We start from the raw sequence: 15391 nt of genomic DNA, 5'->3' as shown, positions 1-15391 counted from the left end.
CGTTCCATTTCATTCCAACCAACGGTATATGTTATATCGTTGAAGGGTTGTCGCAGGCCAGCGCGTCGGCTCGTATGTCGGGGCTTGCGAAAACCCGATGTTCTTGGTGGCGGTTCTTAATCAAGCATAAAGCAAAGGCGATGACTGACGCGGAGAAGAGACCAAGGCGACCACGTGCACCATCGATGAAGGTGTAAGCACCCCCATTTTAGGCGCAGCGGTTTGTAAAGGTACTTTTGAGTGTGGTGGTGTTGTGGATGTCCTGTTGAACTGTGGGGAAGTCCGCGCGTGAGCCTGTGTAGTGGGCAGGGAGTTGTCCACATTTCAACAGGAACGCACGGGGCGATAAGCGCAGCAACGACCTGTGCGGGCGCTGGTTGTTATAGCGCCACATCCACTCTTGCGTGATGGTGCGTACTTGGTCCAGGCGTTCGAAGATCCACGCATTGAGCACTTCGGTCCGGTACGTTTTGTTGAAGCGCTCGACCAAGCCGTTCTGCATGGGCATGCCCGGCTGGATGTAGGTGAAGGCGATCCCGTTGGATGTGGCCCATTCCTGCATGGCGTGTGCGATGAACTCCGGGCCATTGTCCATGCGAAGGCGTTCGGGCTTACCACGCCAGGCGATCAGCTGGTCCAGCTCACGGATCACGCGTGCAGCAGGCAGAGAGGTGTCGACCGCTATGCACAAGGCTTCCCGGTTGAAGTCATCGATCACGTTGAACGTGCGGTACTTGCGACCGGTCACCAGCGCATCGCTCATGAAGTCCATGCTCCAAGTGATGTTCGGGCCGATGGGCAGAACGATCGGGTCCTTCACCCGCTCGGGCACCCGGCGCTTCGTACGCCTGCGCAAGTGCAGGTCCGCCTCCTTGTAGAGCCTGTGCACCCGCTTGTGGTTGGCCCCGGTCCCCTCAGTGACCATCTGGTCGAAGGTCAGACCGAACCCCCATGTGGGGTTCTGATCCACCACTCGCATCATGTGCTCGATCACTTCCGCATCGTTCTTCTCCTTGGGCGCATAGCGATACACGCTCGCACTCAAGTTCAACAGCTTGCAGGCCCGGCGTTCGCTGTACTGGCGCTGTTCGACCAGTCGGCGCACGACCTCTCGTTTGTCGTCCGGGCCTACAACTTTCCCTCGATGATCTCTTTGAGCACCTGGCGGTCCATCTGCGCCTCGGTGTACATCTTCTCAAGGCGTGCATACTTGGCCTTCAGCTCCTTGAACTCCTTGAGCTGGTTGGCGTCCAGACCGCTGTACTTGGCCTTCCACTGATAGAACGTCGGCTGGCTCACGCCATGCTCCCGGCACACGTCCGAAACCTTCTTGCCTGCCTCATGCTCGCGCAGCATCGCAATGATCTGCGTCTCGGTGAATCTGCTCTTTCTCATCCTGATCAAGTTTAGGTGGTTCTACTTCCACCTGCACCTGTTTCAGGGGGTGCTTACAGAGTTTAACAGCGATGCGGCATACAAGGATGCGTGTCGAGTTTGTAGGAGGCAATCCGATGAGAAGGACTTGTCGATGTACCGATATGGGGAGCTCAGTCGCGGAGGTCCATCGTTCAATGATCGACGCTTTCCGGTTGCTAAGAACCGTGTACTTCGATCATTTGCTCGCAAGAATGTGGCTACCCTGTGTCTATGATCCCGCCTCGTTCCTGACATTCCATCCATAGGTATGGATCAATGCTCTGAAATGCAAGGTTGAATGGCTAAGACCTATGGTGATAGCTTATGAATACCTTGTTCCGTCCACCACAACGCGTTACGCTCTTCGGAAGTTCCCGGAAATGGAGCCTGCTGATGGCCGCGCCACTGGTCGGCCTATTCGCCGTGGTCGGTATCGAAGACCCTGAAGCGGTGCTGGACCCTCATCTCCATGGCGCCATCATCGGTGTGGTGTCCGTGGGCTATGTGGTGTTCGAGGAATTCGGTTGGCGAGGCTACCTGCTCGATGAAGTGCGCGGCATGGGCGTTGGCGGCATCTGGGTGCGTGCGCTCATCATCGGTGTGCTGTGGTATGCCTGGCACTTGACCCCGTTGAGCGCGGCCACCATTGGCGAACACGCGGTATTCCTGGGCATGCTCATTTTCGGCAGCTGGGGATTCGAGCGGATCACGGACACCACGGGCTCGGTGATCTCGGTGGCGTGCTTCCACCTCTTGGGCAGCTTGCTCAGCACCAATGCGCTGATCCAAGATGGCATGACCGGGACCACGCGCATGACCATCTTCGGGATCTGCCTGGTAACGTGGATCGCAATGGTGAGCAAGTGGCCGGGGAGCAAGGACCGGTCGGCGATCCCGTCCTAAGGGGCTATGCATCCGCACGGAGCGATCCACACGATCGGCCTTCTCGGAATTACCGATCGATCGGTCCCGAACGCACTGCGCATTTATGCTGAGCCGCCGAAGGACCTGACGCAGTCGCCAGTACGGTGAAGATCCGCTCTTCGCATTCTGGAAGTACGATACCTTTCCGCATGCTCCTCCTCTTCCGCCAACCATCGGGCCCGATCGCCCATGCGGTGGAGCACATCACCTTCCACCAGGGCTATCGGCCAGCGCATGCGCGCGAGGTCTTCGTGCCCGATGGCGGTTGTGAGGTGGTGATCGACCTGAGCGAAACACCCAAACAACGCTGGCACGATGAGCACGGTGAGCGCTGCGACATGCACAAGCGCGGCTGGGTGAGTGGCATGCGCACTTCGCGGATCGTGATCGGCGTGGGCAGCGGCGCACCCATGCTGGTGCTGAGGTTGCGTCCGGGGACATTGCCGACTCTTGTCGGTCTGCCGGCTCACGAGTTGAACGATACCGTGGTGGACCTCGACCTCCTGCTCGGCGCGCTCTTCGCCACCGTGCGCGACCGATTGGGCGAGCGCTTGGAGCAACGTGGCGCGCAAGCCATGCTGGATGAAGCAGAGGACATCCTTGCGCCGCTCTTCCCGATGAGCGCGGTGGAGCGCCGGGTCGGCATCGCCCTGCAAGCGCTTCATCGTCGCGGTGGCATCGGAACCGTGGGCGTATTGAGCGACGAACTCGGTTGCTCGCAGAAACATCTGAACGACCTCTTCCACCGCCACTGCGGGCTTGGCCCCAAGCGCTACGCGAGCCTTGTGCGCTTCCAAGCACTGTTGCGGCGTCTGGAGCATGAGAGCGCTCCCGACTGGACACAGCTCGCGCTGGAGCATGGCTTCTACGACCAGTCACACATGGTGAACCAATTCCAGGAGATGACCGGCCACTCACCCACGTGCTACATGCAAGTAAAGGGTCCATTCCTGAACTGGCTGCCCGTGGATGGGAGGTGAATTATTTCCAAGCGGATCCGCTCGGCGATCGGTTCCTTCGCGCTATACCTCTTGAACATGGACGTCCAGCTCAACCACCTCGCCATCATCGTTGCCGCGCTCAGCGACCTGCTCGTCGGCGCGCTCTGGTACTCGCCGCTGCTCTTCTACAAACCCTGGCGCGATGCCAACGGCTTCACCGATGAGGGCATCAAGAAGGCCCTGAACCCGGCGAAGACCTACGGCCTCACCTGCCTCTTCGCGCTCATCATCAGCTACAACCTCGCCTTCTTCCTTGGTTCGCCAGACATGAACGCATCTCAAGGCGCCCTTTACGGCCTGCTCACCGGCGTGTGGGCCGCGTTGGCCTTCATGATCGTTGGGCTCTTCGAGCAGCGCACATGGGGCTACATGCTGATCAACGCGGGCTACATGCTGGTGGCCTTCACGCTGAAGGGGCTTATCATCGGGGCATGGCGATGAAGAACACGATCCTGCTCGCGTCACTTGTGCTGGTCGCATGCGGCGAGAATCCAGCCCAGATCGAGGAAGCTAATGCACCATCCGATCTCCGCATAGCTTTCAACGTGTACACCAACACGCCCGAGGACAACTACGAGGTCTTCATCATGGACCTCGATGGCAGTAACCGCAAGAACATCACCAACACACCCGGCGTGGATTGGGTGTATTCAGCCTACGGCGATCGGCTCCTCTTCCTCAGCGACCGCGACACCTGTCACCGCTGCTACTTCCTCTACGAGATGGACGCCGACGGCAACAACGTCCGCCGGATCAGCGACCGGCAATTACAGGACAGCTGGATGGGTTCGCGCTTCAACGGCGCCGAGTTCATCGTGGATCCCAAGGGCATCAATGACACGGCCTTCTTCCGCATCAGCGCGGACGGCGCGATCCTCGACACGCTTTACCACGGCCTGGCCTACGCGAACGATCCGTGCTTCTCGCCAAATGGTGAACGCATCGTCTTCCGTGGTGCGAAGGAGAAGGTCAAGCACGGCTATCCCGCCGAACTCCACATCATCAACACCGATCGAACGGGGCTTAGGCAGTTGACGCACTATCCTGCCAACGATACCACCGCCGAATGGTGGGCCTACCACGCGGGTCCACCTCAATGGCGGAGCGACGACCGCATCACCTATTGCTCCAAGCGCAAGGGCAACCTCAGCATCTTCAGCATCAAGCCCGATGGCACCGATGAGCAGCAACTGACTCCTGATGGCTTCGACGAGGACTGGCACGCGTGGAGCCCGGACGGAAACCTGCTCGTGTACAGTGGCACGCCTGTCGTGAGTGAAGAGGACCGTCCCGTCTATGACATCTTCCTGATGGACATGCGCACCAAGGAGGTGAAGCCCCTGGCCACCGATACGCTCAGCGAGCAGGCGCCGGTGTTCGTGCGAGCGGCACGGGAATAGTCCGCTGAGCGCACAGGCCGGGTTGATGCGCGCGAACTCGAACAGCGCTCGGTGACATCCTTTAGTTTAGCTGTTCATTCCAAGGTCCATGCGAGCCCTCTCCTCTCTCCTGCTCCTTAGTTCCATCGCGCTTACCGCCCAAACGCCCCAGCACCTCTGGAGCACCAGCATGCCCAACGCGCCCAATGTGGGCTGGGAGGCGGGCTTCAGCGGCATGACCGTGACCGACGACTACAATGTGTACGCGTACGCTCTGAGCAATCCTGGGCAGCCGCAGCAGACCTTCTTCGTACACGATCGCCTGGTGAGCAACCCCAGCCTGGTGCGCTTCGACAGCATCGGGCAGGTGGCCTGGGCACGGCCCGTGAGCGGCTGGGGGCAGCACATGGACAGCGAGGGAAGCAATGCCATCTATGTGGCGGGCTTCTTCAGCGGCACGCAGGATTTCGATGGCAACCCGCTCACGGCGCAGGGCACCGATGCCTTCCTCGCGCGCTACGATGCGCAAGGCAACGTGGTGTGGGTGCGGCAGATGGGCGGGCCGGGCGATGAGAACACCTGGGGCGTGAGCGTCGATGGCCTCGGCAACATCCATGTGGCCGGCGACTTCAGCGGGAACAGCATCACATTGGGCGGCACTACCCTCACGGCCACCCACGACAGCACCACCGGATACCTGGCCACGTATGACCCCAGCGGCAACCTGCAATGGGCCGTCCGCGCGGGAGGTTCGGACGAACCACAGGTATTCACCATGACCTCCACCTATACCGCGAAAGTCCATAGCGACCTGAACGGGAATTGCTATGTCTTCGGGCGCTTCAGCGGAACGGCTGATTTCGGCGGCATATCGCTCAGCACTATCGGTGCCGATGATCTCTTCCTCGCGCGTTTTGAACCGGACGGGACCTGTTCTTGGGCCAAACGCTTCGGCGACATCTCGGACCGCTCGTTCGTGGGAAGCGTGGGCGCCAACGGGAATGGAGTCTTCGTGCACGGTGCGCATGATACCACCTTGGAGATCGACGGGGTTAACCTCATCACCAGCGTAGGCACGGATTGTTTCCTCGCCTACTTCAATGCGTCCGGAGTGCTGCAGTGGGCGCAAGGGCTGGCTCCCAGCTCATTGGGAACTGATGTAGGGACACCGGGAGACCTGGCCATCACCACGGACGGCAACGCATGGGTGGATTTCAACTACGACTGCGCCGCACCGTGCGCCATCGGCCCGTTCGATGTGGTCAATGGCGGACTTGGCAACGATGCCATCGCCCTGTTCAATGCGAGCGGAACATGCCTTTCCCTCGACTCGCTGATGGGTGGCAGCGGTCCGTCACGACTCTGCTTGCAGCCCAATGACGAGCTCACCCTATTGGGCGGCAGCATACTCGGCTGGGGTTCGATCCGTGTGGACTACGAGCCCAACGTAGTAACCGGTGGCGATCCCGCCGGAAGTGGCCTGGCAGCGATCGCCAGCTACAACGGCCAACGCAACCCGAAGTGGTACCGCACCGCCACGGTCCATCGCGGAGCAAGTGATGGAGTGTCCAGCACGATCCTGAACGCCGACGGTACGATGGTCCATTCGGGGCAGTTCGAAGGGAGCCTTGTGGTCTGCGACGACACGCTGCTCGCCTATACCAGCGCTCGCGCGGCCTACCTGGGCAAGCGCGATGCAAGCGGGGATTGCGCGTGGATCGTGATGCTCAACAGCCGTAACGCGTTGAGCGATCAACCTGAAACGGGGATCAATAACCTGACCGGCGTGGCGGTAGCCCCGAACGGCGATGTGCTGGCAAGCGGTTCATTCTCCGACACAACCGCATTCGGCACGATCGATCGCGTTAGCGATGGTGGCACGGATGCGTTCGTTTCGCGATTCGACGAGAACGGACAGTGCATCTGGGCGAATAGGGCGGGCGGAACGGGTGTCGACGCGTTCAGCGAAGTGCGGATCACTAACAGCGGTGATGTCATCACTACCGGTTCCTTCAGCGGCACATTAACGATCGGCACCAACTCGCACACAAGTCTTGGCAACACGGATGGCCTCCTGGTTCGATACGATGCGAACGGCGATGTGCTATGGTCGCAGCAGTTGGGCGGGCCGAACGCCGATGCCGGTCGCGACCTTGGTCTCGACTCATCAGGCAACATCTATGTGCTGGGCGAGTTCCGCGCCACGGCGGCCTTTGATGGTTTCACCTTGGCTGGTACCGGTGGCCTCACAGCGGACATCTTCCTCGCCAAGTACGACGGGACAGGCGTTTTCCAATGGGCAAAGGCATTCACCGGAGCTGGGTACAAAGTCAGTCCCAGCCTACTGGTGCTGCCTGACGGCTCCACCATCATTACGGGTTCATTCACCCAGGAGGTGGACCTTGGATCGACCACACTGAGCGGTGCCAACTTCAACTATCGACTGTTCATTGCCGCCTTCGATCCACTCGGCAACGACCAATGGGCCCAGCAATTCCAAACCACTGGAAGCAGCAATGGTTATGCGCTGGCTCGTCGCCCTGGGGGCGACATCGTCCTTGCTGGCACCTTCAGCGGCAGCATTACAATCGGGAACACAACGCTGAACAGTACTGGGGTCTCGGACCTCTTGGTGGCATCATTCGACCCTGCGGGATCGCCCTTATGGGCGTTGCAAGGCATGCACCCGAGCAGTACCATGGTCAGTTCAGCCACCGCGATCAGTGCGGATTGGAACACCGTGCTTGTCGGCGGGAACTACGGATCGAGCCTGTACTCGTTCGTTGAGCACGAGGTCGGCATCGTCACGCTCGACCCGAACGACGCGAGCAGCACGCATGCCGCGGGCAACATGAACGACGCCTTCCTGGTGAAGTACGCCATCCCCCAAAGCACCTCCATCGCCGACGAGGAAAGTCCCGTGCTGATCATCGCTCCGAACCCGGTACGAGACCAGCTCATCATCTCCGGTCCCATGGTGGAAAGCGACGCTTCGTTGCAGGTGATGGACATGAGCGGTCGGGTGCTCAAGACCCAATTCGTCAACGCGAACGGCAGCATGATCCTCGGCGTTGCTGAACTCGCTGCGGGCAGCTACCTCGTGCGTTCCAATGCTGGTCGGGTGGCGCGCTTCGTGAAGCAATAGCGACACGCCCGCACTACGGCATCGGGAACTTCATCTCCGTCAGCCCGAGCCCTTGGATGTGCTCCAGTAACTCCTTCGCGGGCTCGCCTCCACGTGCTGCGTGATGCAGGAGCGTCAATCCGTGCGGTCCTTTCGAGCGAAGCAAGTGCGGGTAAAGCGCCAGCAAGCCTTTTACGATCGCTGTGTGACCGAGCATCGTGAGCACGAAGATGTTCGCGCGCGCTCCCTGGCCGATCAGGTATTCCGCGATCTCGCGGTCTCCGACATGCCCCGCTCCTTCCAAAGCCGTTTCAAAGTCGCCGCCGCCGACATCCCAGCTCGCGTTCAAGAGGCCGGGCTGCTCCTTCAGCATGCGCTGCACCTCCGGAAGGTTATTGTGGCCGACTCGCACGAACTCCTTCACCAGCTCCGGGGGCAATTGCGCGGGCTTGGCGGGTTTCATGGTGTCCTGGGCGAACAGCGTGGTTCCCCCGAGGAACGGGAGACCGAGGGCGGTCGTGGAGAGGAAGCGGCGGCGTTGCATGCGACGAAGGTGGATCACCGATGGGCAGGGCCATGAACCACATGGCACGGAAGGAACCGTCCGGACCGGAGGCGGTCCTGCAGCGGTTCCGACCTCCTTGTGCGATCTGCCTTATCGTACCCTTCGGCCATTGCCCAACTTTGCGGCATGAAGGCGATCTCGATAGAACAGTTCTATGCCGACGTTCCTCCTCTAACGAACGGCAGGTCCACGGCGAGCGGACCGCAGCCGTTCCAGGTGTACGACATGGCGGAAGTGCTGCAGCGCAAGGAAGGAAAGCCGCCGATGACCTACGACCGTAGGGCCTACTACAAGGTGAGCCTCATCATCGGCCGCAACCGGGTGGAGTACGCGGACAAGGTGATCGACGTGGAGGATCGCGCGCTGCTCTTCGCCACGCCCAAGGTGCCCTACCGATACGTTCAGCAGGGCGGGGATCAGGCCGGCCACTTCTGCATCTTCACGCACGAGTTCCTCTTCCAGAACGGGCGTGGCATCATGCCGGACGCCCTGCCCTTCCTCCAGCCCGGTGCCTTTCCGGTGCTGCGCCTGACACCCGAGGAGGCGGAGGAAGTGCGCATGATCTTCGAAAAGATGAAGCGCGAACAGGTATCCGACTATGCGTACAAGGAGGACCTGTTGCGGACGTACCTGATGGAGCTGATCCACTGGGGACAGAAACTGCGGCCGATGGCAGCCACCCCGGTGGTGCACACCGCGGCCGAACGGGTATCCGCTCTGTTCACCGAGCTGCTGGAACGTCAATTCCCGATCGAGCACAGGCACCAGCGGCTGGAATTGCGCACGCCCTCGGATTTCGCCGCCCGTCTGTCCGTCCACGTGAACCATCTGAACAAGGTGCTCAACGGAACGAACGGTGTGCCCACCACGGACCTGATCAATGCGCGCGTGGTGCAGGAAGCGAAGATCCTGTTGAAGCGCAGCGATTGGACCGTGTCGGAGATCGCCTTCGCCTTGGGCTTCCAGGAGGTGTCGCACTTCTCGAACTTCTTCAAGAAGCACACGTCCATCTCCCCTTCCGCGTATCGCGCTTGACGTTACCGGGGATCCGTGCAACGATCGGATCGATTTGCGCAAACCGCCGGCGAACGGCCCCGGTACGTTTGCGCCCTCTACCGATAGCGCGACAGGTCGACACCGGGACGCCGGTGGCCTGAACGAGGGCGGAGCCCGATCCTCCCCGTCCGCGCCGGTGGGGCTTTCCGCGAAGACGATCGCGGCGGCGCACTGAACGGCCGATCACGGTTCAACGCACGCATTTCCAGCAAGTCATTCCATGAAACCGACAAGTAATACCATGCTCATCACCGGCGGCACCAGCGGCATCGGTCGCGCGCTCGCCGAACAGTTCCATCAGGCGGGAAACCAGGTCATCATCACAGGCCGCCGCCAGCAAAAGCTCGATGAGATCACCGGCGCCCATCCGGGCATGCGCGGCATGCAGCTCGACGTCACCGACAGCCGTGCCATTCACGCGTTCGCGACCCGTTTGCAAGGCGACTTCCCCAAGTTGAACGTATTGATCAACAACGCCGGCATCATGGCCCAGGAGGACCTGAGCGCGGGCACCGAGGCACTGGCCGTGGCGGAGGACATCATCCAGACCAACGTCACCAGCGTGCTGCAGCTCACGGCCGCGTTGATGCCTACGCTGCTGCGACAGCCCAGCTCCACCATCATGGCCACCACCTCCGGCCTGGCTTTCGTACCGCGCGCCGATTATCCTGCATACTGCGGCAGCAAGGCCTTTCTGCATTCCTGGCTGCAGTCGCTCCGGCACCAGTTGCGTGGCACGAATGTGGAAGTCCTGGAGCTCGCTCCGCCCTACGTGCAGACCGAGCTCACCGGACCCGCACAGGCCACCGACCCGGATGCCATGCCCTTGGCCGAATACATCGCCGAAGTGATGCAGCTCCTGCGATCCTCGTCCTTTCCCCACGGCGAGATCCTCGTGGAGCGAGTGAAGATGCTACGCGATGCGGAGCGCAGTGGGAATTACGAGATGGTGTTCGGGGTGTTGAATCAGGGGTGAAGGGGACTTGGCCAACAGGCTACCTAGAGGACGGTCCGAGTGGATCGGGTATTCGCCGCCGACATGGTTCGTGTTGGGCACGGCCATGTAGGTTAACGGCGTTCAAGACCACACAGCAGAAAGACCACCGCACAATACACCCACAGCGCAGAGAACACTACGTGTATCCCGGTCTCGAACCGTCGTCCGCGCCAGAGCTCCGTTGAGTACACGAACCACTGCACCAACGCGCGGATACCCCAGAACACACCAAGGCCAAGGCATATGCGCCGTCCCAACGGTGTGGCGATAAGCTCCTCCCCAGAACTGGAGCACAGCAGTCCGATCAGGAAGACCACGAACGCGATGAAGAAGGTATGTACCTGCATCATCTGGCGGTTGATCAGACTGAGCGGGGCCAGCTGTTTTTTCCATTCGAAATAGCGCGGGAAACCAACATGGATGAGTGCCAGCAACATGAAAAGCGATCCGATGATCTGCAGGTGGATGGTCATGCCGCTTGAAGAATGTGGGTGGTGATGAAGCCCGCAGTGCTGTGGGTGGAGGCGACGCGAAATCCCGCTTCTCCAAATGCTTCCGACCACGTCCTGCGGGAATGGAAATGGAACACGCCGACCGTGAACGCAAGGATGTTCGGCAGGTCACGGAGATGTTCGGTCACCACCAGTCGGCCCTCAGCGGTCAAGGTGCGTCGGATGTCTTTCAGCAGAGCGACGCGATCCTTGTGCGCACGCAGCTCATGAAGTGAGAGGAAGCACACGGCAAGGTCGACCGATGCACACGGGACCGGAAGCGGCCCACCTGGAGCGGATACCGTGTCAGGGTATGGGGGATAGGTCTTGCGTGCCCGGGCTATGGACGGTTCGCTGTACCGAGCAGCATCGAAGAGATCGATCACGACCAATGCGCTGTTCGGGTATTGGTGGCGAAGGATCCTGCTTGATTCATCGAAGCCAGCATTGAGGTTTAGTACACGTCGGGGGTGTGTCGGCCCAAGGTCACCCAGCCATGGCATGGCGTAGAGGTCGGATCGATCATAGATGATATACGAGACCACCAGCGGAACGATGAGCATGATCGTAACGACGCAGCAAGAGGCTCCGAACTCACTTCGCATTGCGGGAACCAACCAAGCACCGGTCAACAATAGCAGCACCACGGCCAGTCCGAGCGCGTACTTCGGCCAGTTGAATCGCACCACGTTCCACATCCCTTCGTACGTGCCTCTCATCGTTCGAGCGATTCCAGGATACCCGGTTTCCAGTGATAGGGAACGCGGTCGATCGTGAAGGCATTGGACAGCCGGAGCTCGCTTAGTCGGAGGTTGGTGATGAAGTCGCAGCGATGCTCAACTACCGAGACAGGTCTTGGGTGCCAGTTCGTGCGGGAGCCTTCCACGATGAGCACGTGGTCCTTTCGCACATTATGGCTGAAGGTGAATGGCAATGGCCCAACGAAACGTCTCGCCTCGATCCAATCCGCGAAAACGGAATCCGACGGGAGCGCGACCGCCGCGCCATCGTCCTTCACGACCACCGCGGTCGATCCATCCTTTGCACGCAACGAAATGCCGTGCGGGCCAAGTGCAGCCGTCATAGGTTTGTATCGATAGCCGTAGTGCGTGAAGCGGTTCCCGAGCACAGCCATAAGTCGTCGATCCGTTTCGGAGCCGAGGATGTAGAGGCCCCGTAGCCTCTTTCCAACCGCGTTGGGGTAGCGAACGAAGATGCGGTAGCCGATCAACCAGAAGTCTTGTCCGCACCACTTGGGAAATCCCGATGGGCGAAGATCGCGAGTGCGTACCGCCGCCATGGCGACAAAGCCCCACCGCTCGTTGAACGTGTCCGGTTCCAGAAAGGAGGGCAGCAGAGCGGCCAACTCTTCCGCCGGGGCCGCAAAGGCGAGGACAACTGTGCGCTCCAGGTCGGCGACCACCCCGAAAGGATGGTTCTTCAGCACTTCAAACATGGGCCGTGCGTCTTGGGGAGAAACCGTTCCAAAAGATCAAGCCACAAAGAAGCGTGGCGAAGACGATGTTCAAGCGGCCCCATAGCAAGAGGTGCGGCACAGCGAAGAATTCGATCACGTTCATGAGCAGGATGATGGCGATCTGCGACGCGGCACACAGCTGGTAGCGCCAACCTGCGATGATCCACCCGGCCATACCGATCTCCGCGATGCCGATGGCGATCGTGAATTGCGGAGCAAGATCCCTATCCAGGATCGCCCCGACGATCACTTCATGGCGCGGCACCCCGCCGAGCACTTTGCACCAAAGTCCGTTCACCAGCCAGACCAGTGCGAAGAAGTAGCGGAATGCGCGTTGTTGGACGAAGCGGACCACGTTCATCGTTCCAAAGCAACGAACGACGGTCGAACCGTGAAAACACCCGGCCTATTCATGCCGCAACGCCCGCACGGGATCCGTCTGCGCCGCCCTGATCGCCCGGAAGCTCACCGTGAACGCCGCGATCAGCAGCACCACCAGACCTGCACCGATGAACACCAGCGGCTCGATGTGCGTGCGGAAGGCGAAGTTCTCCAGCCAGCGGCCCACGCCGAACCACGCGAGCGGCACTGCCACCAGCGCGCCGATGAGCACGAGGAAGAGGAAGTCGCGCGTGACCACCCAGGTGATGCGCACGGTGTCGGCGCCCATCACTTTGCGGATGCCGATCTCGCGTGTGCGTTTCTCGGCGGTCCAGGAGGCGAGGGCGAAGAGGCCGAGGCAGGCGATGAAGACCGCGAGCAGCGAGAAGATGCCGACGAGTTTCGCCAGGCGGCCTTGCGCTTCGTACTGCATGTTGAGCTGATCGTTGAGGAACTGGTACTCGAAGGGGAATTGCGTGGTGCGGCTGTTCCACTCCTTGCGCGCGGCCTCGATCACCGGCGTGGGGTCGCCGCCTTCGGTGCGGATGTAGATGTATCGGAGCCATTGCCCGATATCGGTGGTCATGTCGAACACGAAGGGTTGCACGGCCTTGAAGAGCGGGTCGAACGCGAAGTCCTTGGTGACGGCGATGATGCGTTCTTCGCCGTGCGGCGTGTCCATGCGATCACCGATGGCCTTGGTGGGATCGTCAGGATGCGTTTGGCGTGCGAACGTTTCGTTCACGATCACACTGAGCGAATCATCGCCGGGGAAGTCGCGGGAGAACCAACGGCCAGCGAGCAGCTCGATGTCCATTGCGTCCTGGAACTCGGGGTTCACGTAGAGGCACGGCAGGTAGGTCCACTTGCCCTGCTCCATGGTGCCCCAGTTGAACTCGTGCGTGTTGTGCTTCTTGCCGATGATGTCGTTGGCCCAGCTCACGGCCTTCACGCCGCTGATCTTCTTCAGCTCGGGGAACACGGCCAGGTACACATCGCTCATCGGCGCGCGCACGGGGATGAGGATCACCTGCTCCTTGTTGAAGCCCAGGTCTACGCTCTGCAAGTGATCGTGCTGGCGCTTCACGAATACGGTGCCGATGATGAGCACCAGCGCGATGGCGAATTGCACCACCACCAACGCCTTGCGCAAGGCTTGCCCGCGTGAAGTGCCGCCGCTGTTGCCTTTCAGGACGGTCGCGGGTTGGAACGAGGAGAGGAAGAAGGCCGGGTAGATCCCGCTGAGCAGACCGACGACCACCGCGATGCCGAGCACGTAGGGCACGAGCAATTGCGGCAATTTCATCGCTTCACCTGCGAGCTGGTTGAAGGCGGGCATCAGCAAGTGGATCAGCGCGAGGGCGATCAGCGCCGCGAGCAAACTCATCAGCACGCTCTCCAGCAGGAATTGCGCGATCAATTGGCCACGCGCCGCACCCGCTGCTTTGCGCACACCGACCTCACGCGCGCGGTACGCACTTCGTGCTGTGGCGAGGTTCATGAAGTTCACGCCCGCCAACACGATGATGAAGAAACCGATGGCCCAGAGGATGTTCACGCTGCCCGCATCGCCGTTCTGCCGCATCTCGAAATCCAGTTTGCTGGTGAGGTGGATGCCCGCCAGCGGCTGCAGCTCATGCCCGATCTGGTTCTTGAGGAAGTCGGGGTAATACTTCTGGATGAAGTCGGGGAAGACCCTGTTCACTTCAGCCGCGCTGATCCCTTCTTTCAGGCGTACGTAGGTCCAGCACGGGTTCCAGACCCAGTTGTTCTTCTCGATCTTCTGCCAGAACTGCGTGATGGTGTAGAACGAGACCAGCCCCTCGAATTGGATGTGCGAGTTGCGCGGGATCTCGCCGAGGATGCCTGTGACCTGCACATCCATCGCGTTGTCCCACTTCATCATCTGCCCCATGGGATCCTTGTCGCCGAAGTACTTCTTCGCCAGTTCCTGCGAGAGCACGATGCTGCCGGGCTTGGTGAGCGCCGTCTTCGGATCGCCCACCAATAGCGGGTAGTTGAAGATGTCGAACACCGTGCTGTCCACCAGGTAGAGGCCGCTCTCGGTGAACATCTTGTCGGTGCTGAGGCTGTCCCCCACCTTCAGCGTGTGCTGCGGATCCTGGAAGTCGAACCAGCGGCAATAGCGCTCGATCAACTCGGGATGGTCGCTGAAGAGCGTTGGTCCAAGACCGAAGACCATGCTGCTCGAGTGCTCACCCTGGCCTTCCATCTCGATCTCGCCCACCACGCGGTACACGCGATCCACATGGGGCACGAACCGATCGAAGCTTCGCTGGTGCTGCACGTACAGCCCAATGAGCACGAAGCACGCGAGCCCCGTGGCCAGGCCCATCAGGTTGATCAGCGTGTAGAGCTTCTGCTTCCAGAGGTTGCGGAAGCCGGTGAGGAGGAGGTTCTTGAGCATGAGCGCGCAACGAGGGGTGATGCAAGGTGCCTCCTCCTGTTGAGGAAACCTCAGGTCCGGTGTGCTGGCGTTGGGGGTGTGATGAGTGGTTGGGCGTGCCCCGGCTCAAGTGCAGCCGGGTCGGGCCAACGCTTCAACTCTAGACTTGCCCG

The 15391-nt window shown here is 60.6% G+C and carries 15 protein-coding genes; 7 read left to right on the top strand and 8 right to left on the bottom strand.

Features of this window, described 5'->3' with window-relative positions; all coding sequences use genetic code 11:
• Positions 1 to 208: 208 nt before the first annotated feature.
• Together IPJ76_08975 and IPJ76_08970 are read right to left on the bottom strand one after the other, a co-directional pair.
• Positions 209 to 1105: an IS3 family transposase gene (locus IPJ76_08975; GenBank protein QQR88324.1), complete on the bottom strand. Its 897-nt coding sequence runs from the start codon at positions 1103 to 1105 to the stop codon at positions 209 to 211.
• Positions 1106 to 1128: 23 nt separating this feature from the next.
• Complete coding sequence (locus IPJ76_08970; GenBank protein QQR88323.1) at positions 1129 to 1395, bottom strand: transposase; 267 nt, start codon at positions 1393 to 1395, stop codon at positions 1129 to 1131.
• 345 nt (positions 1396 to 1740) lie between these two features.
• Here IPJ76_08970 and IPJ76_08965 point away from each other — a divergent pair, with 345 nt between their 5' ends.
• The 5 genes from IPJ76_08965 (at position 1741) to IPJ76_08945 (ending at position 7865) form a co-directional block, all read left to right on the top strand.
• A complete protein-coding gene (locus IPJ76_08965; protein ID QQR88322.1) occupies positions 1741 to 2319 on the top strand; it encodes a CPBP family intramembrane metalloprotease in 579 nt (192 codons plus the stop codon).
• 170 nt (positions 2320 to 2489) lie between these two features.
• Positions 2490 to 3320, top strand: coding sequence for an AraC family transcriptional regulator (locus IPJ76_08960; GenBank protein QQR88321.1), 831 nt, complete (start codon positions 2490 to 2492; stop codon positions 3318 to 3320).
• A 57-nt stretch (positions 3321 to 3377) separates the two neighbouring features.
• Positions 3378 to 3782, top strand: a complete 405-nt coding sequence (locus tag IPJ76_08955) for a DUF1761 domain-containing protein (protein QQR88320.1) — start codon at positions 3378 to 3380, stop codon at positions 3780 to 3782.
• The gene (locus IPJ76_08950) at positions 3779 to 4741 is read left to right on the top strand and encodes a PD40 domain-containing protein (GenBank protein ID QQR88319.1); all 963 of its coding nucleotides are present in this window, start codon (positions 3779 to 3781) and stop codon (positions 4739 to 4741) included. Before IPJ76_08955 ends, IPJ76_08950 begins: the two co-directional genes overlap by 4 nt.
• A gap of 88 nt (positions 4742 to 4829) precedes the next feature.
• Positions 4830 to 7865: an SBBP repeat-containing protein gene (locus IPJ76_08945; protein QQR88318.1), complete on the top strand. Its 3036-nt coding sequence runs from the start codon at positions 4830 to 4832 to the stop codon at positions 7863 to 7865.
• A 13-nt stretch (positions 7866 to 7878) separates the two neighbouring features.
• Here IPJ76_08945 and IPJ76_08940 read toward each other — a convergent pair whose 3' ends face one another.
• The gene (locus tag IPJ76_08940; protein ID QQR88432.1) at positions 7879 to 8307 is read right to left on the bottom strand and encodes an ankyrin repeat domain-containing protein; all 429 of its coding nucleotides are present in this window, start codon (positions 8305 to 8307) and stop codon (positions 7879 to 7881) included.
• 228 nt (positions 8308 to 8535) lie between these two features.
• On the opposite strand from IPJ76_08940, the gene IPJ76_08935 reads away from it, so the two are divergent.
• Both IPJ76_08935 and IPJ76_08930 read left to right on the top strand, forming a co-directional pair.
• Positions 8536 to 9444 carry a helix-turn-helix transcriptional regulator gene (locus IPJ76_08935; GenBank protein QQR88317.1) on the top strand — a complete coding sequence of 303 codons (909 nt, stop codon included), beginning with the start codon at positions 8536 to 8538 and terminating at the stop codon, positions 9442 to 9444.
• A 241-nt stretch (positions 9445 to 9685) separates the two neighbouring features.
• Complete coding sequence (locus IPJ76_08930; protein ID QQR88316.1) at positions 9686 to 10441, top strand: SDR family oxidoreductase; 756 nt, start codon at positions 9686 to 9688, stop codon at positions 10439 to 10441.
• A 92-nt stretch (positions 10442 to 10533) separates the two neighbouring features.
• Here the strand turns inward: IPJ76_08930 and IPJ76_08925 are convergent, their stop codons facing one another.
• Genes IPJ76_08925 through IPJ76_08905 form a run of 5 tightly spaced genes read right to left on the bottom strand, consistent with a single transcriptional unit; the run spans position 10534 to position 15239 of the window.
• A complete protein-coding gene (locus IPJ76_08925; protein ID QQR88315.1) occupies positions 10534 to 10935 on the bottom strand; it encodes a hypothetical protein in 402 nt (133 codons plus the stop codon).
• Positions 10932 to 11672 carry a methyltransferase domain-containing protein gene (locus IPJ76_08920; GenBank protein QQR88314.1) on the bottom strand — a complete coding sequence of 247 codons (741 nt, stop codon included), beginning with the start codon at positions 11670 to 11672 and terminating at the stop codon, positions 10932 to 10934. The genes IPJ76_08925 and IPJ76_08920 overlap by 4 nt, the downstream gene beginning before the upstream one ends.
• Positions 11669 to 12409, bottom strand: a complete 741-nt coding sequence (locus IPJ76_08915) for a DUF2071 domain-containing protein (protein ID QQR88313.1) — start codon at positions 12407 to 12409, stop codon at positions 11669 to 11671. Before IPJ76_08915 ends, IPJ76_08920 begins: the two co-directional genes overlap by 4 nt.
• On the bottom strand, positions 12402 to 12791 hold the full coding sequence (locus tag IPJ76_08910; GenBank protein ID QQR88312.1) for a DoxX-like family protein: 390 nt from the start codon (positions 12789 to 12791) through the stop codon (positions 12402 to 12404). Before IPJ76_08910 ends, IPJ76_08915 begins: the two co-directional genes overlap by 8 nt.
• 45 nt (positions 12792 to 12836) lie before the next feature.
• Entirely contained in the window at positions 12837 to 15239 is a 2403-nt protein-coding gene (locus tag IPJ76_08905; GenBank protein ID QQR88311.1) for an ABC transporter permease, read from the bottom strand.
• Positions 15240 to 15391: the final 152 nt, after the last annotated feature.

This window comes from Flavobacteriales bacterium, assembly GCA_016699575.1.
GTDB lineage: Bacteria > Bacteroidota > Bacteroidia > Flavobacteriales_F > PHOS-HE28 > PHOS-HE28.
Note: the sequence above shows the minus strand (reverse complement) of the source record. Positions and strands in the feature narration are given on the sequence as shown.